This window comes from Paenarthrobacter sp. E2MeOHC11 (genome assembly GCF_058744955.1).
In genome coordinates this window covers 1,918,187-1,941,364 of the sequence record NZ_CP196673.1, presented here as the reverse complement: position 1 = coordinate 1,941,364, position 23,178 = coordinate 1,918,187, and the positions used below count along the sequence as shown (strand labels likewise).

The following is a 23,178-nucleotide window of genomic DNA, read 5'->3' as shown; positions in this document are numbered from 1 at the left end:
GGTGACACTCCGTCTTCCTGGTTTCCAGAAAGCGTTTTCGGAGGCTCTGTACTGAGCCTATGCAGTTTTGGCGGCAGAGTCAGCAATCCAACCTGATCCTGTTTTTCCTAGGTCTGGCAGTCCTACCCACAATGATGGTCTTTCACACACCTGCAACGGCAGAATAGACGGATGGGTCAAAGCGCCGAGTTCGGAAAATTCCTCAAAGTCATGCGTGCCCGCCTCTCACCCGAAGACGCCGGAGCACAGGAGTCCAGCGGCTCCCGGCGCGTGCCCGGACTCCGCCGCGAAGAGGTGGCACGCCTGTCCGGCGTGAGCACCGACTACTACACGCGCCTTGAACAGGGCCGCAACATCCACCCCTCCAAGGCAGTCCTGGATTCCGTGGCACGGGCATTGCGCCTGGACGCGGGGGAGCAGGCACACATGATGGACCTGCTGGAACACTGCGCCAGTTCTGCGGGCAACCCCGGACCCGTTCAAAAGGTGAGGCCGGCGTTGCGGCAGTTGCTGGACGCCGTCGGAGATGTTCCTGCCATGGTCTTGGGCCGGCGGGCGGATGTCCTGGCCGGAAACCGGCTGGCCTATTTGCTCTTTACCGATTTCACGGCGTTGCCTGCGCCCGAGCGGAACCTGACACGCTGGATCATCCTGGATCCCTCGGCCGGGGCGCTGTTCAGGGATTGGAAGACCGTTGCAGCCGAGGCCGTTGGCGCGCTGCGCATGGACGTGGGCCGGCACCCCAACGATCCCCAAACCAACCAGTTGGTGGGCGAACTCGCCGTCCACAGCGAACATTTCCGTCAGTGGTGGGCCGGGCACAGGGTAGCCACGCGTTCCGCGGGGACAGTCCGGCTGCACCACCCGGTGGTGGGCGACCTGGAACTGAACTTTGAAACCCTGAGTCTCCCGGACGACCCCGACCAGCTCCTCCGGGTCTATTCCGCGAAGGCCGGTTCGCCGTCGTCGGACGCTTTGACGCTGCTCAGCTTCGGTGAGGTTGGGGCCGACGCGCAGGCCCCCGAACCCGCTCGCCGAGATGGCACTTAATGCCAATGTTCGCGCGGCAAAGTCATAGGGTCGTTGCAACGCTCTGATTGATGGAGCGTTTCATGGTCAAGTTGTTTCCTTCGGGTGCGCGTGCCGAGTTTGTTGATTTGGTGTGTGCGGGGGTCTCGGTTCTTGAGGCTTCCCGGCGTGTCGGGGCGGTGCACGCGACCGGGGGAAACTGGTGGGCTCAGTCTGGCCTGATGATGACGTTGAACCGTGGCGCTGTCGGGGGTCTTGCCGATCCTGCGCCTTCGGCAGAGGGACCTGGCCGGGCCTTGGGTCTGGGCGAGCGGGGGATGATCCAGATGGGTGTTCTGCTGGGGCTCAGTTACGCCAAGATCGGTGAATTGATTGGCCGGGATAAGTCCGTGGTCTGGCGGGAGGTGAAGCGGCACAGAAGCGCGGACGGGAAGTATTACGCCTCGGTCGCCCACGCCAAAGCGCACCAGGACAGGCGCCGGCCCAAACCGTTCAAACTCGTCCAGGACGAGGACCTCTGCCGGCTGATCGGTGTGTGGATGGATGACGGGTGGAGCCCGAAATTGATCTCCTCAATGTTGGCGCACTACTTCGTCGACGATCAGACTATGCAGGTGAGCCACGAGACGATCTATCAAGCGCTGTATGTCCAAACCCGCGGGAACCTGCGGGCTGACCTGGCCGAAAAGCTCAGCCTGAAACGCAAGCAACGCGTTCCGCACACCAGTGACCGCCGTAAGAACAGCCCTTACGGTGAGGCATTCAAAATCAGCCAACGCCCGCCCGAGGTCCAAGACCGGGCAGTGCCTGGCCACTGGGAAGGGGACCTCATCATCGGGACCGACGGGACCGCGATCGGCACGTTGGTGGAACGCTCGACCCGGTTCACGATCCTGCTGCACCTGCCCGGGGACCACACCGCGGAGACCGTTGCCGCTGCGATGATCCGGGAGATGGCTTCCCTCCCGGATCACCTGCGACTCTCGATCACTTGGGACCGCGGAACCGAACTGGCCGACTACGCGAAGATCCAAACCGCACTCGAAACGACCCTGTATTTCTGCGACCCGCACTCACCCTGGCAACGCGGCACCAACGAGAACACCAACAGGCTCCTGAGGTTCTGGTTCGAGAAAGGCACCGACCTTTCAGTGCACACCCCCGAGGACCTCCGCCTGGTCGCAGCGAAACTCAACCGCCGACCCAGACCAACCCTGAACCTCGAAACACCAGCCAACCGACTAAACCAGCTGCTACAAGCGGCCTAACCCCCAGCGTTGCTCCCACCAGTTGACTTTGCCCGCGGAACATCCGCATTAAATGCCATCCCGCGTAGAGGGATTCAGCGCTCCAGGCGGAACCCAAGCTTGATGGTCACTTGCCAGTCGGCAACTGCGCCGTCTTCGAGGTGGCCACGGATCTCCTTGACCTCAAACCAGTCCAGGTTCCGGAGGGTTTGGGAGGCTGTCGCGATGCCGTTCTTGATCGCGTCGTCAACGCCTTCGGTGGAAGTTCCTACAATTTCGGAAACGCTATATGTGTGGCCAGCCATGGTGCTCCTCATCATCGGTCCCTGAATCTCTGGAAACCGGCCCGCAGGGCAGGCCGTCCATGCAGATTAGCCCACTGATGTCCGTGCGGCCAGAGTCCCGTTGGCCCGGCTTTCGCCCCAGTCCTTGCTGGTGAGTGTAGATTTCTTGCAGCAGCACCCAGCGAATCCCCACAACCAGGAGTACTCATGTCAGAAGTTATTGTCGTCGGCGTCGACAACAGTGAGACTGCCAAGCGCGCAGCAGTTGCAGCAGCGAAGCTCGCCACGGCTCTCGGTGCCGAGCTGCACGTGATCAGCGGCTTCTCCGATGACCGCATCGAAGAATTCGGCAGCGGCAGCGACCGCATCACCGTCTCGTCGGCCGACTCCGCAGAATACGTCGCCCGCAAGGTTTCCGAAGAGCTGGACGTCCCCGGTGGCAGCGTCAAGTACTTCGCGGCCCGCGGCACGCCTGCCAACGCCCTGATCAACTACGCAGAGACCAACAATGCCTCGCTGATCGTGGTGGGGAACAAGCGCATGAAGGGCCTGGGCCGTGTCCTGGGCAGCATCGCCAACAGCGTGGCACACGGTGCCCCGTGCGACGTTTACATCGTCAACACGGACGTGGACGCGTAGCCCACTCCCGGGAGGTAGCAGCAGGCGCCCTTTGAGCCTTCAAAAGGGCGCCTGCTGCTGCTCTGTTGGGCTCCACGGCACTTAGTGGCCCTGGAACGCCTCAGCCAGCCACCACGAGCCGCCGTCGGAAGCGATCTTGGCGTCGATCACCAAGGGGCGGTCCTGCGATCCGGCTTCGTAGGCGGCGATCCACGGGCGTACTGCTTCGAGGTCGGCTACGGTCCGGACTGTCAGCCCTTCGGCTCCGAATCCGCGGGCTATGGCGGCGATGTCTGTTTCCGGGAACACGACGCTGGAGAGTTCGGCATCCGAGTGCTCCGACGCGAAATGGTGGACCTCGGCCCCGTACGCTGCGTCGTTGTAGACGATGCACACCAGCGGCAGTTTCAGCCGGGCGGCCGTCTCCAACTCGCTGATGCCCATAAGGAATCCGCCGTCGCCCGCGCCGAGGACCGGCAACCGGTGCGGCTGGGCAAGCGCGGCGCCAATGGCCGTGTAAAGTCCCAGCCCGATCGCCTGGAACGCTTGGGTGAAGCAGAAACCGAACTCGTCCGGCACGGCGAGGTACTGGCTGGGATAGCCCATGAAGTTTCCCGAATCGACGGACACGATCCGCTCCGCGGGGAGCATGGAGTCGAGTTCGCGGCTGAGGACGCGCGGATCGATGGACGTGGCCGTGGACAAGTCTTCTGTCTCAACGTCCCGCCAGCGTGAGCCCTGCTTGATGGCCAGGGCGTTGGTTTCGGTGCGGTACTTCCCGGCGGGCTCCGGCTGCACGGCGCGCAAGGCGTCCAACGCGTCGGCGGCCGTCAGCGCCGAGTCACCCAGGAGCCCGAGGGTGATGGGCCGGTTGGCGCCCAACGCGGAATCCTCGACGTCGATCTGCACCACGTTCGCGTCGGCGGATATCAGCCGCCCATGCCGCATGGTCCACATATTCAGGGTGCAGCCCCACCCCACAATGAGGTCCGCGTCGCTGATCAGCCCGGCGGTCAGCGGGGAGGAGAAACCTCCGGAGATACCGAGGTTGTGGGAGTCGCCGTTGAACAGCCCGTTTGCCACCGCGGACGTTGCCACCAGCGCCCCCGCATGCTGCGCCAGCTCCAGGATTTCGTCCCGGGCGCCCCGTCCGCCGCGACCTGCCACGAAGACCGGCCGTTCCGCTTGCGCAATCATGGCGACCAGCTGCTCTACGGCGGCAGCGTCGGGGCGCACTTTCAGGGGTTGAGGCACGACGACGGCACTCACGTCGTCCGCGGCGGTGGCACTTTGGACGTCCAACGGCAGGCTCAGGACAACAGTGCGGCGCTCATTCACGGCGGTCCGGAAGGCCCTGACGGTGTCCGCGACAGCTGTGGCGGGGGAATGGATCCGTTCCGCGACGGCGCCGACGCTGCGGGCCAAGGCATCCTGGTCGATCTTGAAATTGGACCTGATCGCGGCAGCCTGGGTGTCGGCGGTCAGGACGATCATGGGCGTGCGGCTCTTCGCTGCCTCCCCGATTCCCGTGATGGCGTTGCTCAGCCCGCAGCCTTGGTGCGTGGTGACCACGCCAACCTTTCCTGACATCCGGGAGTAGGCGTCGGCCATGGTCGCCGCGCCGCCCTCGTGCCGCGTGGCGGTGAAAGGGATGCCCTCGGCCATGAGGGTGCCGGTGACGTCGAAATTGCCGCTGCCCACCACCCCGAAAACATGCCCGACGCCGAGCTTCGCCAGCGTCCTGCCCACCAGGGTGGAAACCCTCATCTGTTCACTCATGCTGTTTCCGCCGCGGACTTCTCCACCAGCGCGTACACGCGGCTCGGGCTGCCCGTGCCGCCGACGATCGGCAAGGGAGCAACCACCAGCGTGGCGCCCGTGGTGGGAAGCCGGTCCACGTTCCGCAGCGAGGTGACGCCGTACTTGTCCGCCCCGAGGAGGAATGAGTGGACGGGGAACATCGGGTCCAAGCCGCCCGCCTGGCCGGCGTCGATGCCCACGGTTTCAACACCGAAACCGCTGATCGAGGCGTTGCCGGCGAGCCACTTGGCACCTGCCGCGGAGACCCCCGGTGTGTGGGGTCCGGCGTCGTCCGCGTTGACGAAAGCCGCGGCGTCAGTGCCGCGGGCCGCCCAACCGGTCCGGAAGATGATCCAGCAGTTCCCAGGGAGGGCGCCGTGTTCTTCCTGCCACTGTTCGAAGTGCTCCGGTTCGAGCAGGAAATCCGGGTCCGCGGCAACTTCTGCTGTCTTGTCGATCACGACAACGGGACCAACCAAGCGCTGTGGCTCGATCTGGTCCACGGACTTGCCGTCCTTGCCCGTGATCCAGTGCACCGGAGCGTCCAGGTGTGTCCCGGCATGTTCGCCCACGGTGACGTCGTTCCACGCCCAAGCCGGTCCGGCGTCGTCGAAATTGCTCACCGGTGAGACGGACAATCCCACCGTGTTCGCGAACGGCTGCGGCAGGGTCAGGATGGGGGTTTCGGAACTCAGGGGAGTGGTGAGGTCGATGATCTCCACCGAACCGCTCGAAAGGGCTGCAGTGAGCCCGGCCAGAACAGACATTGTTCTCCTATCGCTTGCTTGGTTTCAGTGCTGCTTGAAAACGGGAAAATCGTGAGGGTTGCGCGGTCAGTTTTTGGGCCACCAGGTGCCCGGAACCGCCTGACAGTCCGGGGCCGGGGTGGGTTGAGGCGCCGATATGCCAGAGCCCCTGGATGGCAGTCCGGTGCCCCGCGGCCTGCGGGAAGGGCCGCCAGAGCAGGTTCTGGAACAGCTCCGCGGAGCCTCCGTAGGGGTCGCCGTTGACGGCATTGGGATTGGCGGCGGCCAAGTCCGTGGGAGCGATGATGTCCGAGGCCAGGACTGTAGCCCGGGTGCCAGGGGCGAACTGCTCCAGTCGGGCGAGGACCCGATCCAGATAGCCTTGTTTCAGCTCCTCGGTCCAGCCTTCCTGCACTGTCAGTTCGCCGGCCGCATCGCCCACGGGAGAGAACGGAACTTCCTGCAGTTGCAGCCACAGCGTGGCCTTGCCCTCTGGAGCGCGGGACGGATCCAGGACGCATTGCTGGCCCACCACCACCGTGGGCTCGCTGGGCAACAGGCCGGCCTCGGCCTGTGCGCACGCAATGCCTGTGCTGTCCGAGCCGTTGCTGATGTGAACCAGCGGAACCCGGTTGAGTCGGGGATCGAGCCACTCCACGGGCTTATCCAAGGCGAGGTGGATCTGCATCGCACCACGGCCGTTCTGGTAGCGTTTGGCAGCCGCGGCGGTTCCGGCCGGCGGCTGGCTGAGAAGGTGTCCGTAGAGTGCTTGGGGCGAGACATTCGCAAGCACGGTGCCTGCTGAAAGACTGCCCTGCGAGGTCCGGACGCCCGTGACAGTTGTGCCCGAAACCAGGATCTCCTCCGCTTCAGCGCCCAGCAGGATCCGCACCCCGTTGTCCCGCAGCAGTGACTCAAAGGCAGCCACGAACTTCGACGCCCCGCCCTTCACCACCGGGAGCCCGAAGCCGTGCATGCTCATGGCCATCACAGGCAACATCACCCCGCCTGTCGCCTGGTCAGGGCCCAGCCCTGCATGCAAGAGCCAAGGGGACCAGAGCTGGTCAGCTTCCCAGCCATCGAAGCGGCTCCGCACGTAGTTCCGTCCGCTCATCACCGAGTCACGGACAAAAGCCTCTGTCCCGGAGAAACGCCCTCGTCGGACGGCCCCGAAGGCAATTTTCGCGACCTCCCCAAACGATCGAAGTTCTGCCCCGAACGCCCCGAAAACCGTGCCGGAGTTCCGGCCCAGATCGTCAAGCATGGCCAGATAGGCCTCTTGGTCGCCAGGAATCTTCAACGAGGCGGCTGTTTGGGCCGGGTCCCGGTGCGCGATGACCACGCGTTGGGCTCCCGTGATCGGATCAGCACCAACGCTCGCCGTCACCTCGCTGGTGGTGTTGCAGTATTCCAGCCCCCTGGCATGAAGCTCCTTGCCCAGCGCCGAGTACGCACCGCCTGACACGAACAGAGGATGCCAGGAAGAGAAGGAGTCGTGGACAAAGCCCGGCAGGGTCCGCTCCGAGGAGTGGATGAAACCTCCCAGCCGGTCCGCGCGCTCGATGATGCACACCCGCTTCCCGTCCAGTGCCAGCTCGGCTGCCGCTACCAGGGAATTGATGCCCGAGCCAATGATCACGACGTCAACGGAATCGTCCATCTCCACTCCTTTCAAAATTAGAAGTCCGGGTGGCTGGCGGTTGCGTGGTATTTACCGCCGTGGAACACCAGGGGAGCGCCGCCGTCGTAGTTGTAACTCTCCACTTCACCCACGTAGATGACGTGGTCGCCGGCGTCATGCCGGGAGACCGTGCGGCACTGGAAAGTGGCCACGGCGCCGTCCAACAACGGGACGCCGGCGATGCCCTCGGTTGTCTCCGTCCCGGCGAATTTGTCCGTTGCCGGCGTTGCGAACTGGCGGGACAAGACGTGCTGGTCGCTGGCCAGGATGTTGATGGCGAAGTGCGTGGCGTCCTCGAAGTCACCCAGGCTGGGGGACCGTTTGCTGGGGCACCACAGCACCAGCGGCGGTTCCATGGAGACGGACGTGAACGAGTTCGCGGTCATGCCCACCTTTCGGCCGTCGGCGGCAACAGTGGTCACCACGGTAACGCCCGTGGCGAACTGGCCCAACGCGCCCCTGAAGTCCCGGAGGTCGAAAGCCGCGGTGTCGTCTTCTTTGCGGGCCTGCATGAAGTCCGCCGCAGCAGTGGGGTCGAACCACCAAGGGTACGACGTCCGCGGATCATCGAACCCGCCCACAATGCTTGCTGCCAAAGCCGGATGCTCCGCAGCCTCGCGCAGCAGTGTCTTCTGGTGGTCCCTGCGCGGCTTGAGGAGATCGTTGGTCCATTCAACCGCCCACTGACCCCAACCCCGCCAGAACTCGTCGAAGGTCCGCTCCATCCAGGCACGGTCAAAAGGCTGCTCGCCACGGCGAACGATCGAATCAAGGTAATACTTGGCAGCCAGCGTCGCGTTGTTGGAACCCTGTCCGGTAAGGGGATCGTTGAGGACCACGGCATCGCCCAGGCCGAACACCAGGGTCCCGTTGCCGAGTTCCCCGACGGCGGACCTCACCGTGGGGGTGATGCGCCCCAGGAGCGTGGCGCCGTCGTCTGTCAGTTCGGCGCCGGCAAAGTTCGCTGCTTCGTGGGGGAAATGCTCGCGCAGGATCTCCAGCGAACGCTTGAGCTGCTCTTCAGGGGTCCCGACGTCGGTCCAACGGTCCATGGGGCCGCCCACCACGCCTTCGAACACCATCATGCGGCACGGGCCGGAGACGGTCAGGCCCGGGAACGTAAAGAACTCGCCGACGCCGGGCGCCATGGACATGCGGATGGCGTCGCCGCCGCTGGTGTTGCTGTCGGGTGACGTGCCGGTCGCCGGTCCGGCGGCAGCGCCGCCGTCGGGCTTGACGTAGTTCAGTGCCAAGACCCGCTGCGGCCGGTCGAAGGGAGACTTTGCCTTGTCCCGCGGGAAGATTTGCCCGATTTCGCCCTTACCGGTGCTGACGATGACCAGTTCATAGTCGTGGGTGAGTTCTTCGAGCATGCGCGGGGTGACCTTCTCGATCCGGAAGTCGCCGCCGTTGGACACGAACGTCTCGATCCAGAGGGCACTCTTGATCCGCTGGTCGATGGAACGGGCGGGCCCGTCCAAGGGAGCCTGCCATTCGATGGGTTCGTCGGCTTCTACGCGCAACCGGATGGTGCCGATCTCCGGTACTGATCCGGACCCGTAGAATTCCGTGAGCGCTGTCCCCAATTGGGCTTCGGCGTCGAGGGCTGTGGAGAACATGCACTGGCTGGACATGACCTTGCCGGTGCGGATCTGGGCCGCGGAGCGGTCGGACAAGAGCGTTACCGCGTAGCCGTCCCGTTGCAGGCCCAACGCCAGCTGGGCACCGGATTCGCCGGCCCCCACGATTGCTATCTTTCGCATGATTGAGTCCTTATTAGCAGGGTTGTGCTACGAAACCTTGGCGGCAGAAAGGCTCGCAAGATAGTCGGCGGCTTTGTCCGGGTACATGAACCATTCCTGGAATTCCGGTGGATGGTTGAAGCCGTTGGCAAAGCGGTGCGCGATGTCCGGCTCGCTGTTCGCGGCGCCCAGGAGTTCAAGGACGTGGGGCGGCGGCGGGGCCAGGAGGGCATTCGTCCAGTGTGCAACGTGCTGCGCGTAATCCCAATAGCGCTCGAACGTCGCCTGCATGAAGCTTGCATCGAAAACACCGCCGTGCTGGATGATGCTGTCCAGATACGACGCCGCGCACTTGCTCGCGTTGTTGGACCCCTGTCCGGTGATGGGATCGTTCAAGACCACGACGTCGGCCAGGCCCAGCACCTGCCGGCCGCTCGGCAGCGTGGCAATCGGGTGGCGGACGGTCGGCGCGAACCTGCCTTGGAGAACGCCGTTGGCATCGGTCAGTTCCACGTCCGTGGCGCGCTCGGCTTCCCATGGCAGGAAGGTCTTCAGGATGTTCTTGGAATTCTCCAGGTGCTCTTCCGGGGTGAGGCCCTTCCACGAGTCCATTGGGCCGCCGGGCACGCCCTCGAAGACCATGATTTCGCACGGTCCGGTGGTGGTGAGCGCTGGGAAAACGAAGTACTCGCCAACGCCGGGGATGAGGTTGAAGGAGACCGCCGAGTAGTCTTCGCGAGGCTTGAGGCCCTTCACGTAGGTCAAAGCCAGGGCGCGTTGCGGGGCGTCGTAAGTGCTGCGTTCGGCGTCGCGGGTGAAGAGTTGCGCGATCTCGCCCTTACCGGCTGCCACGACGACCAGGTCCGAGTTCTGCGTGTACTTTTCCAGCTCTTCGACACCTGCGTCTTCGAAGACCAGCTCGCCGCCCCGCGCGGTGAACTCCTCCATGAACTTGGGGAACTTCACCCGCTGATCGATGGACTTGGCGTGGTGGTCCAAGCGGGAGGCCCAGCTGATGGCCTTCTCGCCGGGGAGCTCGGGATGGGGGATGGTGAACGAGATGCCGTCCACAGTGGGAGCGTCAGGCCAGAAGTCCAGCCCCAGCGCGCGCTCGTGCTCCAGCGCGTTGTGGAAGATGCACTGGCTGGAGGCAACTTTGCCTTCGCGGATTTCTTCCGGCGTGCGGTTGGAGATAGTGGTGACCTGGAATCCGGCGTCCAGCAGGCCGATGCCCAGCTGCAGCCCGGACTGGCCGGCCCCGACGATGGTGATGTGGCGTTGCGTCATGGTGTTGCCCTATTCTCTTGGTCTGTCGGTGGTTGTCAGTTGGCGGCCAGCAGCGGAATGGTTTCTTCGGCGCGTTCCGGACCCAAGGCGGAGTAGCCGCCGTCGACCGCCCAATCCGCTCCGGTAACGAAGCTGGCTTGGTCGCTCGCCAGGAACGCGACGACGTCACCCACCTCGTGTGGCCGGCCTACGCGCTTGAGGGCGTGGAAAGGGGCCGCGACGGCGTCGGTCTTTTCGAGGCTTCCGTTGCTGAGGGTGTCCATGATGTTGCTCCACACCCAGCCTGGGCTCACGGAATTGACCCGGATGCCGTCCGCGGCGAAGTCCACGGCCATGCTGCGCGTGATCTGGACCAGGGCAGCCTTGCTGGCCGGGTATAACCAGCGGCCGGTTTGGGCGATCGAGCTGGAGATCGAGGTGAAGTTGATGATGGCTCCGTGCCCCGATGCCTCGAGGTGGGGGCGGGCCGCGTTGGCCGCCATTACGGCGCTCACCAGGTTGACGTTGAGGGCTTCGAGCCAGTCCGCCCTACCGGAGGATGCGCCGTCGTCCTTGTAGGTGCAAGCGAGATTGACCAGGATGTCCAGGCCGCCATGCTGGGTTACGGTCTGGCCCACGAGTGCGTTCACGGCGGCATCGTCGGTGATGTCTGTGTGGGAGTAGTGGATTCCTTCGCCCAACCCGGCGGCGAGTGATTCGCCGTCGGGGTCTATGTCCGCCACCACCACTGTGGCTCCGGCGTCCCGCAGCGCGGTGACCACGCCTTGGCCCACCTTGGTTGCCCCGCCAGTGACGATTGCTGTCCTGCCTTCGAGTGCTGACATAACCAGACCCTTTCATTGCGGATTAGCTGTTACGAGAATATGACGTGCGTCACGCTTGTCTTATGGATGACTCTAGGCAGTCCCTGGAATCCGGACTATCCACTTGGCGCGAGGGTCATCCGAATTACGCAAGGTCCTCCTCTTCTTCATGCCAACCAACCCAAGCCGCTGAGGTGAGCCGGGCTTCCTTGGCCTGGAGCTCCGCCGCCCAAAGTTCGAAGTGGCTTCGGTCCCATTCATCCCTGCGGTCATGCACGAGCTTGATGTTCTTCACTGGTCCTCACCTCCCTTTCGGCACTGTTATGGTGATGTGAGCTGCGTCATACTTGTCTTAAAGCGACTCTAGGCAGTCCTTGAAATCCGGAATATCCACGTGGCGCTTGGATCATCCGAAAAGCGCAAAACAGTGGAGTGGGTGCCCAAATGGTGAGGATTCTTCCTCGTGACGTTCTGCGGGGACGGCCAACAACGGCAACAACTGACGTGGACGAGGCACATGCCAAGATCGCGGAGTTGTTCTGCAGCCATGAGCTCGCCCCGCGGACGCGGACGTCAGCCGTGGATATGAAGCTGCGCTCCCTTCACCGGGGCGACGTCGGGATCGAGTTCCTGGACTATGGAGCAGATGTCCGTATTGAGCCCGAGGGACTGCAGGATTTCCATTTGGTGCAAATTCCGCTGGCCGGGCACGCGTCCATGCAAGTGGGTGCGAGTGTTGTGGACTCAAGTCCGCGTTTCGCTACGGTTCCGCCCATCGACCGGCCATTTTCGATGAGTTGGGATGGCGGAAGCCCGCACCTCATCGTCTACGTACGGCGCACAGCGTTGGAGCGGGTGGCCGGGCAGTTGTACGGCGAAACCGCGGTGGACCTTGGCTATGGCATGGACCTTTCAGGTGCCGCCGGTCGAGCATTCTTGAGGTCCGTCGTCGAACTTCATGATGACCTGATCAGTCGGCCACAAGCCACGGCCCCCGTGTTTGTTCAGGGCTTGTTGGCGGACAGCATGGTGTCGCGGTTGCTGATGGCGATGGAACTGCCCGGCAGGCAGGCCGGGGACGCTGAGTCCGAAAGCCGCCTGGTGCGCGAGTGCCGTGAGCTGTTGGAGCGGCACGCCTCTGAAGAACTCACGGTGCCGGACATCGCCGAGTGCCTTGGCGTTTCGGTACGAACGCTGCAAACTGCCCTGCGGGCGGAAACGGGCGCGACGCCGTCGGAGTTGCTGCGGAGTATCCGGCTGGATAGGGCCCGGGAGATGCTGTTGGAAGCGAGCCCGCGGGAGCAGAGTGTCACGGCCGTTGCTGAGTTGTGCGGCTTCACGCATCAGGGGCGGTTCTCTGCCCTGTACGTCAAAGCCTTCGGCGAGTTGCCGAGCGAGAGCCTGCGCCGCTAGGGATCCCTTGTGCGTGCACAAGGTAGCGAAAACAGCTGACTATGTTGCTCCATTTGCTGTGCGAATCAGGGACCCTCCCCAAAGGAGGGTCCCTGATTCTTGTCTGGCATCACGTGCGACGGCCCCGACAGTTGTTAGTCCACCGCTGGTCTCCACGACGGCCGGTCGTGGCTCTGGCACAGCCGCGAGGTTCATGAACCCGCGAGAGGTCTCTGTACCGCCGCATTTTGCCGCGAGAGTGAAGCCCTCTAGCCTGTGCATCATGTCGTATGACCTTGCCGTGTACCTGCCCGAAGCCTTGGACGCCGAGGCGCTGACCGCTCTCGTGGATGCTTCTCCCGGTTTGCAGCTCGAGGCAAGCACCAGCGGCGACGCTGCTGGTCCTCAAAACTGGCACATCCTCAGAGGCAAGAAAGCAAACTACTGCTTCACCCTCGAAGGCCCGTATCTCGTCGAGCCGGAGGATGTTCCCCATGAGGTGACGGCTGCTGTCCTTGGCGCCTGCGTCATGTACAGCATCCTGGTTGAAGGCACCGATCCGGCATCCATTCCGCACGCTGTCCGGTTCGCCAAACGCCTGGCCAAGGAAGGCAACGGGGCGGCACGGGACCTGCAGACCGAAGAGATCTGGCCCAAGACCAGCAGCCGGGCGGCAGCCAGGCCAGATCGCGACACCATGATCGACATCGTGGAGGTCCGTTGGTATCACCTCATGGACGAAGTCCGGGACGACTTTCCGCAGCGCTATATGGACCTGGCCCGACAGTATCTGCCGGAGGCTCTGCCGAAGCGCTTCGGCAGTTACGAACCGCTCCAGGGAAACCTGGCACGTGATGGAGATCAGGCGTTCGTGAAGTTCTTCGCCGAGGACTACGACGTTTCGGCCGTAGGGAGTTTTCCGACCGCCGGAGCCTACTTCGAGGGCGTGTTCGGCGGCCACACGAACCAAGACCGCCCGACCAGGAAGGGCGACATCCAAGCTGTCTCGCTTAGTATCCACCGTGTTGCTTTGGAGAATCCACGATGGAGGGAGGCCTTGGAGCGCTTCTTCGTTGCCGTGGCCATCGAGCTTCGCAGCTTCTATGCCACCGCCGAAGTCGACTCCGGATGGGGATGGAACGGTCGCTCATTGTGGTGCTACGCCTCTAAACCCAGCCTCTACTCCCAGAAGGAAGCATGGGGCCAATGGCTGGGACTGAGCACCCACCCTGTCTGGCTGGCATGGTTCTCCCCGCTTTACGCAGACCTTGTCCGCCCGCACCTGCAAGGCGCTGTTCAGGAGTATTCGGAAGGTTTCGTGCATCGATTCGGTGACGGGCCGCTTGGCCCAAAGGAGATCATTGAACGCTGGCCGGCGGCTGAAGACTGGGTTCCTGCCGAGTTCACCGGTGCCACGGGACACCCTGAGAGCCGGTTCGCCGATGTCATACCCGAACGACTCACCCAGATGCTCGTCCCGGCACCGCCTAAGCCAGGCTAGGCCTGAGCGCAGCTAAGAGCAACCACACGATTGGCGCACTGCCAGTTCGGGAATGGTTTTATCGATTGATGTCGGTGTACCGGGTTCCTTGATGCGTTCGAGCAGCATACGGGCTGCCCGTCGTCCGAGCGCCTCGCCCTGTGTGGCCACGCTTGTAAGGGGCGGCTCCCAGAGCGCCGCCCCGCCGATGTTGTCGTAGCCGATGACGCGAGTGTTGTTGCCCAGACCATGGATTCTCAGAGCTCGGTAGAGCCCGAAGGCGACGCTGTCGCTGTGGCAGATGATGCCGTCCGGAAGAGGCCCTGACGCGATAAGCCGTTCGCCCAGTTCAAGCCCACCGGTCCCGGAGACCTCACCCGGCATGTCGATGAGCGCTGAGGTGTCCAATCCGCGATGGAGGAGTGCATCTTTCACGCCATTGGTCCTGTCACCACGGGAAAGGATGGCAGGCAGCCCGCCCAGATATGCGAGGGATTCGCATCCGTGGGTTTCGAGCAGGTGGGTTGCAGCCAACCGCCCACCGACGACATCGTCGGCCCCAACATAGGGTGCGTTGACGTCCTTGAGATAACGGCTGACCAGGACATGCTCCATTTTCCAGGCCCGAAGTTCATCGATCAGGGACGCGGTCGTCCCGGTTGCCGGAACCAGAGCCAGGCCGGCCACTTGGTGCTCGCGTAGTTTACGAATCGCTTCGTGTTGGCGCGCGGGGTCATCATCGGTGTTGACCAGGAGGGGAAGATACCCCGAATCAGTCAGTCCGGTTTCGAGCCCGTGGATGACTTCGCCGAAGAAGGGGCTGGCAATGTGGGTCACCACGACGCCGATGGTGCTGGCCGTTTGAGTGCGAAGGGACGCAGCCCCGCGGTTGTAGACGTAGCCGAGAGTGGTCATGGCCTCGGTAACCCGTTGCCGGGTCTGCTGGGAAACCCGTCCGGTCTCCCTGAGCACCAACGATGCCGTGGCCCGCGAAACACCGGCATGATCGGCGACGTCTTGCAGTGTTACGGGTCCGGCCACGAACGCCTCCTTGGGTTCTCTGAAGTGATGGTGAATATTCTCCCACGTCAAACACTAGAACAATGGTATATCGATCTATCGAAACCAGAAAGGATTAATAGCGAGCCCTTGCTGTGACAGCGACGTTGGTCAGTTGATGCTTGACAGTGATCGAAGGCACATGCTCCCATTGTTGCTAGATCGATTGATCAAATTTCCCAATCCAGGAGACCCATCATGAACGCAAAGAAGCGGCATATTGCAGCAATGGCTGTTGCGGGAGCCCTCGCACTATCAGTTTCAGCATGCAGTCCCGGAAGCGAACAACCGGCCGAGGACCAGAAGCTGACCGTTTGGACCTTGGAGCGTCAGCCCGATCGGGTGGAGATCCAGAAGCAGATCGCTGCGGACTACACCAAGCAGTCCGGCGTCGACGTGGACATCGTTGCCATTGACGAAGCGCAGTACAACCAGCTCCTGGTGTCCTCAGCGGCATCGGGGGAGCTGCCCGATGTCGTTGGAGGTCTGGGTCTGCCCGGGGTTGGGGCCCTTCAGGCAAACGACCTGCTGGACGGTGAGGCCGCAGCCCGTGTGGTCGACGAATTGGGCAAGGACACCTTTGCCCCGCGTGCCCTGGAACTGGCAAGCATCGACGGCCAACAACTCGCCGTTCCTTCCGACTCGTGGGCTTCGGTGCTCGTCTACCGCAAAGACATCTTCGACAAGGCGGGCCTGAAAGCTCCGGAAACCTATGACGACATTATGAAGGCGGCGCAGGCACTCACCGGCGATGGCCGTGTCGGCTTCTCCGGATTCACCACCAACCAGGAAACCTTCGAGCACCTCGCGCTGGGTAACGGCTGCCAATTGGTAGGGCAGGACAAGAAGATCGGCCTCGAAAGCCCTGAATGCGTTGAGTCCTTCAGCTTCTACCGCGAACTCATGACCAAGTACTCGGTTCCTGGCGAGCAGGACACTAACACCGCCCGGTCAAACTACCTCTCCGGACGTTCAGCCATGACCATGTTCTCCTCGTTCATCCTCGACGAGCTGGCTGGCCTGCGGAAGGACATGCTCCCATCCTGCGCCGAATGTGCCAGCGACATCGGCTACCTGGCCAAGAACACCGGCGTCGTGACCGCCATCAAAGGCCCCAGCGGTGAGACCCCGGCGCAGTTCGGTTCACAGGTCAACTGGGCCATCCCCGTTGAAGCCTCCCCCGCAGCATCGGACTTCGTGAAGTACATGATGAGCGACGGGTACGAGCGTTGGCTCGCCTTCGCCCCGGAAGGCAAAGTCCCCGCACGCCAGGGAACCAAGGACAAGCCATCCGCCTACGTGGACGCCTGGAAGGCACTCCCGTCCGGCACCACCACGAAAGCCCCGCTGTCCGATTTCTACCCGCAGTCCGTTATTGACCAGCTGAGTTCATCGCCCGAGAAAATGACCCTCTGGGCAGTGCCCCAGGGCCAAGGCGCATTGGCCGGGGCATTGCTCGCAGAGCAGCCCGTGGCAAAGGCCATCAACTCCATGGTGACCGGCAGCACGACAGGCCCGGAAGCTGCCAAGAGCGCAGCTGACACCGCACGCACCATCCAGTCGACCCTCAAATAACGGATCATCATGAGCACCACAACCACACTCCGGCGCAAGGGAAGCGTCAGCCGCCGCCAAGCCCGCGCGGGCATCGCCCTTGTCTCACCCAGCGTCATCATCGTCCTCGTCCTGGTTGTCCTGCCGATCCTCTGGACCGTCATGCTCGCCTTCCAGGACGTGCGCCTCATCCAAATCCGCAGAGCCAACCTCTTCGGCAACTACACGCTCGACAATTTCATCAATGTTCTGACCTCCGAAGCACTCTGGTCCTCCCTGGGCACCACCCTCACGTACTCGGTGCTCGGTACCGGCGGGGCAATCGTCGTTGGCCTCATGGCAGCACTTTCCCTCCGCAACGCCTTCCGCGGACGCACCCTGGTCAGGGCAGCCATGCTGCTTCCCTACGTTTCGCCCGTCGTCGCAGCAGCCTTCGTGTGGAAGACCATGCTCAACCCGCAGTTCGGCGTCGTCAACGCATGGGGGACCGGTGCACTGGGCTGGGACCAACCAGTCTCCTTTCTTACCACCCGCACGAGCGAGGTTGAGATCCTCGGATTGACCGTCCCTGTGCCCACCGCCCTGTTCACGGTCATCGCCTTTGAAATCTGGCGGACCTTCCCGTTCGTGTTTCTCTTCGTAACGGCCCGGCTCCAGGCAGTGCCGAAGTCCATCGAGGAAGCGGCACGCATGGACGGGGCCGTACCTACCCAGATGTTCCGGCACATCCTGCTGCCGCAACTGCTCCCCACCATCGCCGTGCTCAGCGTGCTCCGCTTCATCTGGACGTTCAATAACTTCGACGACGTCTACCTCCTCACCGGCGGCGGGGCAGGCACCGAAGTGGTGAGCGTGGGCGTTTTCAACTACCTGATCGGCCGCGGAGACATCGGCTCCGCCTCAGCCCAGGCGCTGGTTCTGGCAGCCATCCTGACCGTGATGGTCCTGATCTACATGAAGTTCGCCGTCAAGGACGAGGAAGTGGCCTGATGACCGTCATGAATGAAACCCCCGTACGCCGGAACACCGCGGCCGCCCGGCCGCCGCGAAAACGGCAGTTCTCACGGGACCTCGCGGAAACCAAACTCTTCCGGATCCTCCGCTGGCTCGTGATTATCGGGCTGCTGGTGGTGACGGTGTTCCCGTTCTACTACATGATCACCCTCTCCGTGCGGGACATCGGTTCGCTCATTGCCGACCCCGCCCGGATCTGGCCCAATCTCGCCGAGATCAGCTTCGACGCCTATACCAGCGTCCTCGCCTCCGTCGCCGACGGCGGCCAAGGCTTTACCGGTTTCATCATCACCAGTGGGCTGGTCGCACTGGGAACCGTTGCGCTCACCCTGCTGATCGCCATTCCCGGCGCCTACGCCGTGAGCCGTCTGCAGTTCTTCGGTCGCCGGCAAATCAGCGCCCTGTTCCTTGCCGTGTACCTGTTCCCCAGCATCTTGCTTGCCGTCCCGTTGTTTGTCTTCTTCACGAGGCTGGGGCTGCGCGGCGCTGTCGGTGTGCTGCTGGTCGTCTACGTCTCCCAAACCATTGCCGTCTCCATCTTCATGCTCCGCAACTATTTCCAGACCATCCCCGAAAGCCTCGAGGAAGCCGCGGCCCTCGACGGTCTTGGCAGGATAGGCACGATGCTCCGTATCAGCCTGCCCCTGGCGGGACCGGCCATCATGTCCAACGCGCTGTTCGTCTTTATGATCGCCTGGAACGAATTCCTCTTCGCACTGCTCTTCCTCGTCGAAGACCGCGACAAATGGACAGTATCGCTCGGCCTGGCACAGCTCTCAGGGAGCCTCGAAGTCCCCACGACGGTGCTCATGGCCGGCTCCGTGATCCTCACACTGCCGATCATCGTCCTCTTCTTCGGCAGCGAACGCCTCCTCAGTGAAGGCCTGACGGCAGGATCCGACAAATGACCGACACAATTCCGCTCGACTCAACCAGCCTGCCGACTGCCTACTCAGACACCGGCGACATGCCGGTGCGTTTTACCGACTACCGTGTTCCAGACCCGGGAATCCGGGACCTCTTCACCCTCGAAGCACGGTGGGAGAGCTGGCTCCACGTAGAAGCAGCCTTGGCCGGGGCACAAGCCCGGCTCGGCATCATCCCTACAGGAGCAGCCACAGAAATAGCAGCTCAGGCGCACCTATCCAGCCTTGACGTCGTCTCCATCCGTCGCGGCATCGCCGCCACTAGTCACCCACTGATGGCTCTGATCACAGAACTGAGCAGAGCCACCGGTGAGGAACATGGCGGCTGGGTGCATTGGGGCGCAACTACGCAGAACATCACCCAGAGCGGTGACGTTCTCCAGCTCAAGCAAGCCCACGTCATCCTGACGGGCCAACTGCAAACGGTTCTTTCCGCCGCCGCAGCGTTGGCCCGTAAAGGTGCTACGGCAGTGATGGCAGGGCGGACACACAGCCAACAAGCCGTACCCATCACCTTTGGATTCAAAGTCGCCGTCTGGATTGACGAGCTGCTCCGGCATCAGGAACGGCTCGCCCAGCTCGAACCACGGGTCTTCACTGCAATGGCAGGCGGCGCCGTCGGCAGTTTCGCCTCCCTCGGCCGGAAGGGCCCAGAAGTCCAACGTCTCATGGCCGCAGACCTGGGGCTCGGAAGCATGAGAATCCCCTCCCGAGGGATAGGCGATCAATTCGCAGAGTACGTCACTGTTCTGGCGCTTCTGGCCGCCACAGGCGGACGGATAGCCGGTGAGATTTACAATCTCATGCGACCAGAGATCGCTGAAGCCCGCGAAGCGTCACCGGGCGGAACAGTGGGGAGTTCGACCATGCCCCACAAGCAGAATCCCCAGCTGTCACAGGACGTGCTCACTATCTCGGCACAGATTCGAGCAAACGTTCCCCTCGCTCTGGAAGCCATGCTCCAAGACCAGGAAGTCAATGGCGCCAACACCGCCATGATGGACGACGCCCTCAGCCGCTCAGTGATCCTCACCGGGGACATGCTGGCACGGCTCCACATCATCCTCTCCCAACTCGACATCGACGAAGAGAGGATGCGCGCCAACCTCGAAATTACTCACGGCCTGATCTCCTCCGAAGCTGTCATGCTTTCCTTAGGCCACGTCATTGGCAGGCAGCACGCCCACGACGTCGTCTATGAATCGGCTCAGGAAGCGATCCGGACCGGACGGCAGTTCGGGGACGTCGTCCGGAACGACCCAGCCGTGACAGCCCATCTGGGGCCCGAACAGATTGATGAGCTACTTGATCCACTCAACCACGTTGGCTTGTGCCATGACATGGCACTTGAGGCAGCCGGGCGAGCGGAAAAATCCGGCTGACACCATGGCGCAGTGTCGGACAGATACGCTGGGGCCCGGTGGTGGCATTGAGTGGCACAGAGACTGAGATCGGCAGTGTTTGAAGTAGTCAAAGGGTACTCGATCCTCAGACAGACCGTGTTTCTGCCCCTCGCGGGGATCAGTCGGCCAGCCACTCCGGAAGCGGAATGTTGAGCCGTCCAAGAAGCCGGACAACGGTGTCCTCCACGAAGGTGTCGTCGGGCTCTTCAACAGCTTCGACCGCCATGAATGCCCTGAGCTCGTCGGCGGGGACAACCGCACCCGCCACTGTGGCGGCCCAGGCAGAGAAGCTTTCCGATTCGGTGATCAGGTCCACCGGCGCGCTGGCGTCAGGGTTTTCGAAGTAGTCCCTCGGCTGGAAACCTAAATAGAAACGCCCGGACGCTCCCTCATGGGGACGGTAGTCAATCGTGGCGATGTCGCTGTCGTGGACAGAGATCCGGAGCTGCCACTCGTCGGCGGCCTCGTTCCCTGACCATGATCCAGCGGTGTAAACGGACGTCTCAAAATTTCCCATGGTTTCCTTTCCAGCGGGGACCACCGTATCAAGGCGATCGCGGGCGGTGCGGTGTCATGGGTGAAAAGCCTTTATCGGTACGCCGTGGCTCCCGAGGCGATGCCGTGAAGTACACCGCCCCGTTCGGCGAAAGCAGTGATCATCAGTTCGATCTATGCAGTGCGGCTGACTATCTGACGTTTTGCGAGTCTCTTGTCGATTCGATTCAGGAGTACTTGAACCACCTTGAGGAGATGGGGAAGCTCCTCAGACTTGTAATGCTCGAGTCCGACACCAAAGCGTACAAACTGATCGTCGTCAAGCGTGATCTTGTTGATGAGGTTTGGCTGTGGGGCGCTCGTTAGAGCAATGTGGTTCCCTACTTCCAGCGAAAAGTCCTCAGGACTAACGAGAGAGCAACTTGACACGTCCTTGAGGCGAAAGAGCAGCGGCTGGCCATCATTGGTGTCCTCTAGAAGACGCTCTTCCGGGCAGCGACTTTACTGCTGTGTGTGCGTGTAGGGATAACGGGACCTGCTTGCCGTTGTCCTATTCCAAAAGTTTGTCGAGTGAGCGCTGCTTTATGGCCCTCGCGTCGTTAAGGTGTCCTCATGGAGGATACGGTCAAAGAATTCTGCCTGGCCAGCGGCAAAGCAACCCTGCGCTTGGATGCCGCCGGGGTCCTGCACCTCATTTGGGCAACGAACGTTCCGATCCTTGCTGCAGACGCCATGGAGGTCGCCGCCGCGAGCCGTGAGCTCACAGAAGGCCGCGTCATAGCTCTGCTAGTCGAAGCCAACGGGAACCATTTGGCGTCAGGAGTCAGGCAACACGCACTGTCTTCCGTTAGTCCCTCAGCAGTCGCGATTGTCGGTGCAACCAGTATCGACCGTGTCCAAGCAGCGCGAATGGGCCGTAACAGCGACATCCCCCAGGCGTACTTCAACTCCAGAGAGTCCGCTCGGGAATGGCTAGCAGGGTTCGCTCGTGCGGATAACTAGGGCAGAAAGCAGGCTCACAAAGATGCCCAGGGTGTTGCCGCCCTTCTGGCACGTCCGCTAAAACTTGGTAGCCCCTAGAACTCGATGAGGTCATCGATGGCCGAGTGCAACCAGGCATCGAAGTCTTCGAATTCGCCACGGGCCTCCCACCCGGGGGAGGCGAAGTCGTGAACTATCGCGACCTTGCCGGTGTTCAAATCCCAGCAGGCAGTGTCGTCATTGTCCTGACGCCTGGCGAAGAAGATCAGCTTCCGGTCCGGATAGCGTACGGCCAGGCCACGGTTGCGGTCCCGGAGCCGATCACCGGTGAGGATCCACCACGGTTCCAGTTCGAACAGTTCCAGTTCCACGAGCCGCAGCAGTCCCCGCGGGTAAACGAAACCCTCAGGGAGCTCTTCAGCCGTCAACAGCAGCGGCGTCGGTGCCACATCCTCGACTTCGACTGTGCTCGCCACTTCCACGGTGATTTCTGGTTCGACAGTGCCCGCCGCTTCTACGGTGCTCTCTGTTTCAACAGCCAGGGCAGGGCCGTGGGCCTTCTTCCGAAATAATCCCATGCTCAGAGGTAACCACAACTTGGCGATGGTTGCCGACTGCTACATTGTTCCCGATGGGGGCGCACTGGGTACTCCCTGCACTCTTAGAGGGAACCCGTATGAGCCTTCAACTGCCGCGCCCAAGCGACTTACCTGCAGCTGCTGCTCCAACCGCGGACACGAAACAACTCCGCAGGGGACGAACCAGTGTCGGTATCGCCCTTCTTATTGTTGGTGCGTTCAACATCTACAGCATGATCTGGGCGTACTCGACCTACGGGTATCTTCTCGAAACCCTTACCGCGAGCCAAAAGAGTGAAGTCGTCGTGGCGGATGCTCTCGTTGTTCTTCTCATTCTGGCGCTGATCGGGGTGGGAATCTGGAACATTGTCGCCCGGAGAAGCACGTCGGTGGTGCCGCTCATCGCTGCCCTGGTCATTGCGGTGGTCAGCCTGGCGTCCGATCTCTTTAGCATCGTCGATACGCTCGAAGTCAACGGCAGTTTCCCGTACTTCATACTGTTCCTCCAGTTCGGCCTCATCGTGCAGACGATCCGACTCCTGCGGCTCAAGCCGGACGCTACTGAACCGGACTCCGGCCGTGGACAGGCCAGCCAGAACGTTGGATAAGGAACTGCGGGTCTTCTTCCATACGGCACTAGGTGTCTGGGGAGGTCCGGCCAGAGCCGCCGACAACTTCGCACGGCAGCACGGCTTTGACGACGCCGATGCCTTCACCGCATGGCGCCAGGACCTCATGGTGCAGCTGGAGGTCGGTGCGGCCCTTTCCCTGGCCGAGCTGGGACGGTTACTCCGGATCGCACGCATTGCCGTCTATGACGACTACTACGGGGCAGGCTGGGAGTGGATCCACGTCACGCCTTACAGCCAGGAGGAAGCTGAGCGACTGCTGCAGCGAGCAGAGACGGAACTGCAGGCACTCGGCAGTCAAAACTGACGCAGGAAAGCCCGCCGATGGGGGACCGGCGGGTGGGGATCCAGACGGCTGGACTTGACGAAAGGCTCCGCCAAAACACGAAGGGGCCGCATCGCCTCATTCATCGTCTCGGTCATCACGGAG

The 23,178-nt window shown here is 62.5% G+C and carries 24 protein-coding genes; 13 read left to right on the top strand and 11 right to left on the bottom strand.

Annotated elements, in window-relative coordinates; genetic code table 11:
• Window positions 1-171 precede the first annotated feature (171 nt).
• Together ACSSVG_RS08950 and ACSSVG_RS08945 are read left to right on the top strand one after the other, a co-directional pair.
• Window positions 172-1,050: a helix-turn-helix transcriptional regulator gene (locus tag ACSSVG_RS08950; RefSeq protein ID WP_253465666.1), complete on the top strand. Its 879-nt coding sequence runs from the start codon at window positions 172-174 to the stop codon at window positions 1,048-1,050.
• A 62-nt stretch (window positions 1,051-1,112) separates the two neighbouring features.
• Window positions 1,113-2,297: an IS30 family transposase gene (locus tag ACSSVG_RS08945; protein WP_374110765.1), complete on the top strand. Its 1,185-nt coding sequence runs from the start codon at window positions 1,113-1,115 to the stop codon at window positions 2,295-2,297.
• Window positions 2,298-2,371: 74 nt separating this feature from the next.
• On the opposite strand, the gene ACSSVG_RS08940 is transcribed toward ACSSVG_RS08945, so the two are convergent.
• Window positions 2,372-2,581, bottom strand: coding sequence for a dodecin (locus ACSSVG_RS08940; RefSeq protein WP_011773002.1), 210 nt, complete (start codon window positions 2,579-2,581; stop codon window positions 2,372-2,374).
• A 186-nt stretch (window positions 2,582-2,767) separates the two neighbouring features.
• Here ACSSVG_RS08940 and ACSSVG_RS08935 point away from each other — a divergent pair, with 186 nt between their 5' ends.
• The gene (locus ACSSVG_RS08935; protein WP_159704332.1) at window positions 2,768-3,199 is read left to right on the top strand and encodes a universal stress protein; all 432 of its coding nucleotides are present in this window, start codon (window positions 2,768-2,770) and stop codon (window positions 3,197-3,199) included.
• Window positions 3,200-3,280: 81 nt separating this feature from the next.
• Here ACSSVG_RS08935 and ACSSVG_RS08930 read toward each other — a convergent pair whose 3' ends face one another.
• From ACSSVG_RS08930 to ACSSVG_RS08900, 7 genes are all read right to left on the bottom strand, one after another.
• Complete coding sequence (locus ACSSVG_RS08930) at window positions 3,281-4,957, bottom strand: thiamine pyrophosphate-binding protein (protein ID WP_492418491.1); 1,677 nt, start codon at window positions 4,955-4,957, stop codon at window positions 3,281-3,283.
• A complete protein-coding gene (locus tag ACSSVG_RS08925; protein ID WP_492418489.1) occupies window positions 4,954-5,745 on the bottom strand; it encodes a cyclase family protein in 792 nt (263 codons plus the stop codon). Before ACSSVG_RS08925 ends, ACSSVG_RS08930 begins: the two co-directional genes overlap by 4 nt.
• Before the next feature lie 7 nt (window positions 5,746-5,752).
• Window positions 5,753-7,384 (bottom strand): phytoene desaturase family protein, encoded by a 1,632-nt coding sequence (locus ACSSVG_RS08920; RefSeq protein WP_492418487.1) that lies wholly within the window; start codon window positions 7,382-7,384, stop codon window positions 5,753-5,755.
• A gap of 17 nt (window positions 7,385-7,401) precedes the next feature.
• Complete coding sequence (locus ACSSVG_RS08915) at window positions 7,402-9,168, bottom strand: flavin reductase (protein ID WP_492418486.1); 1,767 nt, start codon at window positions 9,166-9,168, stop codon at window positions 7,402-7,404.
• 27 nt (window positions 9,169-9,195) lie between these two features.
• The gene (locus tag ACSSVG_RS08910) at window positions 9,196-10,434 is read right to left on the bottom strand and encodes a styrene monooxygenase/indole monooxygenase family protein (RefSeq protein ID WP_492418484.1); all 1,239 of its coding nucleotides are present in this window, start codon (window positions 10,432-10,434) and stop codon (window positions 9,196-9,198) included.
• Window positions 10,435-10,469: 35 nt separating this feature from the next.
• A complete protein-coding gene (locus ACSSVG_RS08905; protein ID WP_492418482.1) occupies window positions 10,470-11,258 on the bottom strand; it encodes an SDR family oxidoreductase in 789 nt (262 codons plus the stop codon).
• Between the two features lie 124 nt (window positions 11,259-11,382).
• Window positions 11,383-11,532, bottom strand: a complete 150-nt coding sequence (locus tag ACSSVG_RS08900; protein ID WP_231340790.1) for a hypothetical protein — start codon at window positions 11,530-11,532, stop codon at window positions 11,383-11,385.
• Window positions 11,533-11,741: 209 nt separating this feature from the next.
• On the opposite strand from ACSSVG_RS08900, the gene ACSSVG_RS08895 reads away from it, so the two are divergent.
• Window positions 11,742-12,650, top strand: a complete 909-nt coding sequence (locus ACSSVG_RS08895) for an AraC family transcriptional regulator (protein WP_492418480.1) — start codon at window positions 11,742-11,744, stop codon at window positions 12,648-12,650.
• A 262-nt stretch (window positions 12,651-12,912) separates the two neighbouring features.
• A complete protein-coding gene (locus tag ACSSVG_RS08890) occupies window positions 12,913-14,130 on the top strand; it encodes a hypothetical protein (RefSeq protein WP_492418478.1) in 1,218 nt (405 codons plus the stop codon).
• 12 nt (window positions 14,131-14,142) lie between these two features.
• Here the strand turns inward: ACSSVG_RS08890 and ACSSVG_RS08885 are convergent, their stop codons facing one another.
• Window positions 14,143-15,150, bottom strand: coding sequence for a LacI family DNA-binding transcriptional regulator (locus tag ACSSVG_RS08885; protein WP_253465690.1), 1,008 nt, complete (start codon window positions 15,148-15,150; stop codon window positions 14,143-14,145).
• A gap of 216 nt (window positions 15,151-15,366) precedes the next feature.
• Here ACSSVG_RS08885 and ACSSVG_RS08880 point away from each other — a divergent pair, with 216 nt between their 5' ends.
• The 4 genes from ACSSVG_RS08880 to ACSSVG_RS08865 are packed head-to-tail and all read left to right on the top strand — an operon-like array spanning window position 15,367 to window position 20,044.
• Window positions 15,367-16,743: an ABC transporter substrate-binding protein gene (locus tag ACSSVG_RS08880; protein WP_492418476.1), complete on the top strand. Its 1,377-nt coding sequence runs from the start codon at window positions 15,367-15,369 to the stop codon at window positions 16,741-16,743.
• 9 nt (window positions 16,744-16,752) lie between these two features.
• Window positions 16,753-17,712, top strand: coding sequence for a carbohydrate ABC transporter permease (locus ACSSVG_RS08875; RefSeq protein ID WP_231340795.1), 960 nt, complete (start codon window positions 16,753-16,755; stop codon window positions 17,710-17,712).
• Entirely contained in the window at window positions 17,712-18,644 is a 933-nt protein-coding gene (locus ACSSVG_RS08870; protein WP_231340796.1) for a carbohydrate ABC transporter permease, read from the top strand. The genes ACSSVG_RS08875 and ACSSVG_RS08870 overlap by 1 nt, the downstream gene beginning before the upstream one ends.
• Window positions 18,641-20,044: a class-II fumarase/aspartase family protein gene (locus ACSSVG_RS08865; RefSeq protein ID WP_231340797.1), complete on the top strand. Its 1,404-nt coding sequence runs from the start codon at window positions 18,641-18,643 to the stop codon at window positions 20,042-20,044. Before ACSSVG_RS08870 ends, ACSSVG_RS08865 begins: the two co-directional genes overlap by 4 nt.
• Window positions 20,045-20,183: 139 nt before the next feature.
• Here ACSSVG_RS08865 and ACSSVG_RS08860 read toward each other — a convergent pair whose 3' ends face one another.
• Window positions 20,184-20,582: a hypothetical protein gene (locus tag ACSSVG_RS08860; protein WP_231340798.1), complete on the bottom strand. Its 399-nt coding sequence runs from the start codon at window positions 20,580-20,582 to the stop codon at window positions 20,184-20,186.
• A 104-nt stretch (window positions 20,583-20,686) separates the two neighbouring features.
• On the opposite strand from ACSSVG_RS08860, the gene ACSSVG_RS08855 reads away from it, so the two are divergent.
• Window positions 20,687-20,926, top strand: coding sequence for a hypothetical protein (locus tag ACSSVG_RS08855; protein WP_231340799.1), 240 nt, complete (start codon window positions 20,687-20,689; stop codon window positions 20,924-20,926).
• Window positions 20,927-21,172: 246 nt separating this feature from the next.
• Window positions 21,173-21,562 carry a hypothetical protein gene (locus ACSSVG_RS08850; RefSeq protein ID WP_231340800.1) on the top strand — a complete coding sequence of 130 codons (390 nt, stop codon included), beginning with the start codon at window positions 21,173-21,175 and terminating at the stop codon, window positions 21,560-21,562.
• Between the two features lie 74 nt (window positions 21,563-21,636).
• On the opposite strand, the gene ACSSVG_RS08845 is transcribed toward ACSSVG_RS08850, so the two are convergent.
• Window positions 21,637-22,119 (bottom strand): hypothetical protein, encoded by a 483-nt coding sequence (locus ACSSVG_RS08845; protein ID WP_231340801.1) that lies wholly within the window; start codon window positions 22,117-22,119, stop codon window positions 21,637-21,639.
• Between the two features lie 98 nt (window positions 22,120-22,217).
• Here ACSSVG_RS08845 and ACSSVG_RS08840 point away from each other — a divergent pair, with 98 nt between their 5' ends.
• Window positions 22,218-22,727, top strand: a complete 510-nt coding sequence (locus ACSSVG_RS08840) for a hypothetical protein (protein ID WP_231340802.1) — start codon at window positions 22,218-22,220, stop codon at window positions 22,725-22,727.
• Window positions 22,699-23,055 carry a hypothetical protein gene (locus tag ACSSVG_RS08835; protein WP_231340803.1) on the top strand — a complete coding sequence of 119 codons (357 nt, stop codon included), beginning with the start codon at window positions 22,699-22,701 and terminating at the stop codon, window positions 23,053-23,055. The genes ACSSVG_RS08840 and ACSSVG_RS08835 overlap by 29 nt, the downstream gene beginning before the upstream one ends.
• Window positions 23,056-23,178 lie beyond the last annotated feature (123 nt).

Excerpts from the sequence above, each read along its gene's own strand:
- ACSSVG_RS08950 (WP_253465666.1), top strand. The coding sequence starts at position 172 with ATGGGTCAAAGCGCCGAGTTCGGAAAATTCCTCAAAGTCATGCGTGCC.
- ACSSVG_RS08945 (WP_374110765.1), top strand. The coding sequence starts at position 1,113 with ATGGTCAAGTTGTTTCCTTCGGGTGCGCGTGCCGAGTTTGTTGATTTG.
- ACSSVG_RS08940 (WP_011773002.1), bottom strand. The coding sequence starts at position 2,581 with ATGGCTGGCCACACATATAGCGTTTCCGAAATTGTAGGAACTTCCACC.
- ACSSVG_RS08935 (WP_159704332.1), top strand. The coding sequence starts at position 2,768 with ATGTCAGAAGTTATTGTCGTCGGCGTCGACAACAGTGAGACTGCCAAG.
- ACSSVG_RS08930 (WP_492418491.1), bottom strand. The coding sequence starts at position 4,957 with ATGAGTGAACAGATGAGGGTTTCCACCCTGGTGGGCAGGACGCTGGCG.
- ACSSVG_RS08925 (WP_492418489.1), bottom strand. The coding sequence starts at position 5,745 with ATGTCTGTTCTGGCCGGGCTCACTGCAGCCCTTTCGAGCGGTTCGGTG.
- ACSSVG_RS08920 (WP_492418487.1), bottom strand. The coding sequence starts at position 7,384 with ATGGACGATTCCGTTGACGTCGTGATCATTGGCTCGGGCATCAATTCC.
- ACSSVG_RS08915 (WP_492418486.1), bottom strand. The coding sequence starts at position 9,168 with ATGCGAAAGATAGCAATCGTGGGGGCCGGCGAATCCGGTGCCCAGCTG.
- ACSSVG_RS08910 (WP_492418484.1), bottom strand. The coding sequence starts at position 10,434 with ATGACGCAACGCCACATCACCATCGTCGGGGCCGGCCAGTCCGGGCTG.
- ACSSVG_RS08905 (WP_492418482.1), bottom strand. The coding sequence starts at position 11,258 with ATGTCAGCACTCGAAGGCAGGACAGCAATCGTCACTGGCGGGGCAACC.
- ACSSVG_RS08890 (WP_492418478.1), top strand. The coding sequence starts at position 12,913 with ATGTCGTATGACCTTGCCGTGTACCTGCCCGAAGCCTTGGACGCCGAG.
- ACSSVG_RS08880 (WP_492418476.1), top strand. The coding sequence starts at position 15,367 with ATGAACGCAAAGAAGCGGCATATTGCAGCAATGGCTGTTGCGGGAGCC.
- ACSSVG_RS08875 (WP_231340795.1), top strand. The coding sequence starts at position 16,753 with ATGAGCACCACAACCACACTCCGGCGCAAGGGAAGCGTCAGCCGCCGC.
- ACSSVG_RS08870 (WP_231340796.1), top strand. The coding sequence starts at position 17,712 with ATGACCGTCATGAATGAAACCCCCGTACGCCGGAACACCGCGGCCGCC.
- ACSSVG_RS08865 (WP_231340797.1), top strand. The coding sequence starts at position 18,641 with ATGACCGACACAATTCCGCTCGACTCAACCAGCCTGCCGACTGCCTAC.
- ACSSVG_RS08860 (WP_231340798.1), bottom strand. The coding sequence starts at position 20,582 with ATGGGAAATTTTGAGACGTCCGTTTACACCGCTGGATCATGGTCAGGG.
- ACSSVG_RS08850 (WP_231340800.1), top strand. The coding sequence starts at position 21,173 with ATGGAGGATACGGTCAAAGAATTCTGCCTGGCCAGCGGCAAAGCAACC.
- ACSSVG_RS08845 (WP_231340801.1), bottom strand. The coding sequence starts at position 22,119 with ATGGGATTATTTCGGAAGAAGGCCCACGGCCCTGCCCTGGCTGTTGAA.
- ACSSVG_RS08840 (WP_231340802.1), top strand. The coding sequence starts at position 22,218 with ATGAGCCTTCAACTGCCGCGCCCAAGCGACTTACCTGCAGCTGCTGCT.